Annotated in this window: 2 protein-coding genes; both read right to left on the minus strand. The window is 57.2% G+C overall.

Annotated features, from left to right (window positions below; all coding sequences use genetic code 11):
- Window positions 1-35 precede the first annotated feature (35 nt).
- On the minus strand, window positions 36-929 hold the full coding sequence (locus BUB13_RS18465; protein ID WP_072910230.1) for an IS3 family transposase: 894 nt from the start codon (window positions 927-929) through the stop codon (window positions 36-38).
- Window positions 926-1,267 (minus strand): helix-turn-helix domain-containing protein, encoded by a 342-nt coding sequence (locus BUB13_RS18470; protein WP_139249440.1) that lies wholly within the window; start codon window positions 1,265-1,267, stop codon window positions 926-928. The genes BUB13_RS18465 and BUB13_RS18470 overlap by 4 nt, the downstream gene beginning before the upstream one ends.
- Between the last annotated feature and the right edge of the window lie 66 nt (window positions 1,268-1,333).

The raw sequence follows: 1,333 nt of genomic DNA on the forward strand, positions 1-1,333 counted from the left end.
TGTAGCGGAACCGGTCCCCTGGACACAAGTTTGGCTTACGCCGCCTGACGATTTTCTTGCCAGTCATGACGAATTTCCGAGGGCGCTTTGAAGTCGTTTTTCTCAACGCGCCACTCACGGTTGTAAAGATCCACGAAGGCCCCTACGGCTTCGCGGACATCCTCTACGGTTCGGAACACCCGGCCGTAGATGGCTTGCTCTTTCAAAGTTCGGTTAAAACGTTCGGCAACCCCGTTGGTCTGGGGTTCCGCGACAAATGCGAAGCTGGGAGTGATTCCCCAGAACTTCAACTGGTTCAGAAAATGATCCGAGAGGTACTGGGTGCCATGATCCATCCGCAGGGCTAAGCCTCGTGCAACTTCGGCCTGTACACCTCCATAGAGGTTATTTAACGCCATGGAGAGCGGCTGCAGGGCGGCATAGCGGTCGCCTTTCTTGCAGGCATGCCAGCCAACGCATTCGGCGTTCCAGTGCTCGACAGCGGTGAAGATCCAGACCCAACCTTCGTCCAGCGTGAAAACCCGAGTGCCGTCGGTGCCCCACATCAGGTTCGGGGCCATGGTGATGATCTTGCCGTCATGTGCTTTGGCTGCCGACTTGGGACGACCACGATGCGGTGAGAGCAAATGATTCTCACGCATCAGGCGCAACACCCGCTTGCGGGAGACGCGCACACCATCTCGAACTCGGAGCCGTGCCCAGACCTTGCGGTGTCCTTCGCCGGTAAAAGGCGAGGTTGCCAGATCGTGACGGATCAGTTCCAACAGATCCTCGTCACTGATCGACGGGCGTGGGCCACGACGCTTCGGCGGTTCATCGGACGCCTGCCGACCGGCATTGTAGAACGTGGAGCGAGCCTGCTCCCAGATGCGGCAGACCCGTTGGATGCCGTAAGACTGTTCTGTACCCGGGGAGACCGTTTGGCTCATTTCGACGATCTCCGTTTGGCTAAAGGGCCGGGGTTTTTAACCCGGTCCCAAAGCAGTTCGTTCTCCATGGTCAATTCGCCAATGCGGCGCATGGCCTGGTTAAGTTCAGCCTGAACCGGATCACCCTGGCGCTTTTTGAGCGACTCATCGATTCCGGTCAGAGCTTTCTCCCGCCATTCTTCAAGGCGGTAGATTTCGATATTCAGCTCACGGGACAGAGCATCAACAGATTCTCCCCGTAGCATGCGCAGGACAACTTCTCGTTTGCGGGCGGCACTCCACCGCTGCCCTTCGGCCAGCGGTCCTGTAGCGGTTTCGTTCTGGTTCTTTACTGTCATTTTTAATCTCCTTGGACACGGGAACATTATCCCAAATCAGTGTCCAAGAAAACCGGCGTCGCCCCA

Source organism: Malonomonas rubra DSM 5091 (assembly GCF_900142125.1).
Lineage (GTDB): Bacteria > Desulfobacterota > Desulfuromonadia > Desulfuromonadales > Geopsychrobacteraceae > Malonomonas > Malonomonas rubra.

Excerpts from the sequence above, each read along its gene's own strand:
- BUB13_RS18465 (WP_072910230.1), bottom strand. The coding sequence starts at position 929 with ATGAGCCAAACGGTCTCCCCGGGTACAGAACAGTCTTACGGCATCCAA.
- BUB13_RS18470 (WP_139249440.1), bottom strand. The coding sequence starts at position 1,267 with ATGACAGTAAAGAACCAGAACGAAACCGCTACAGGACCGCTGGCCGAA.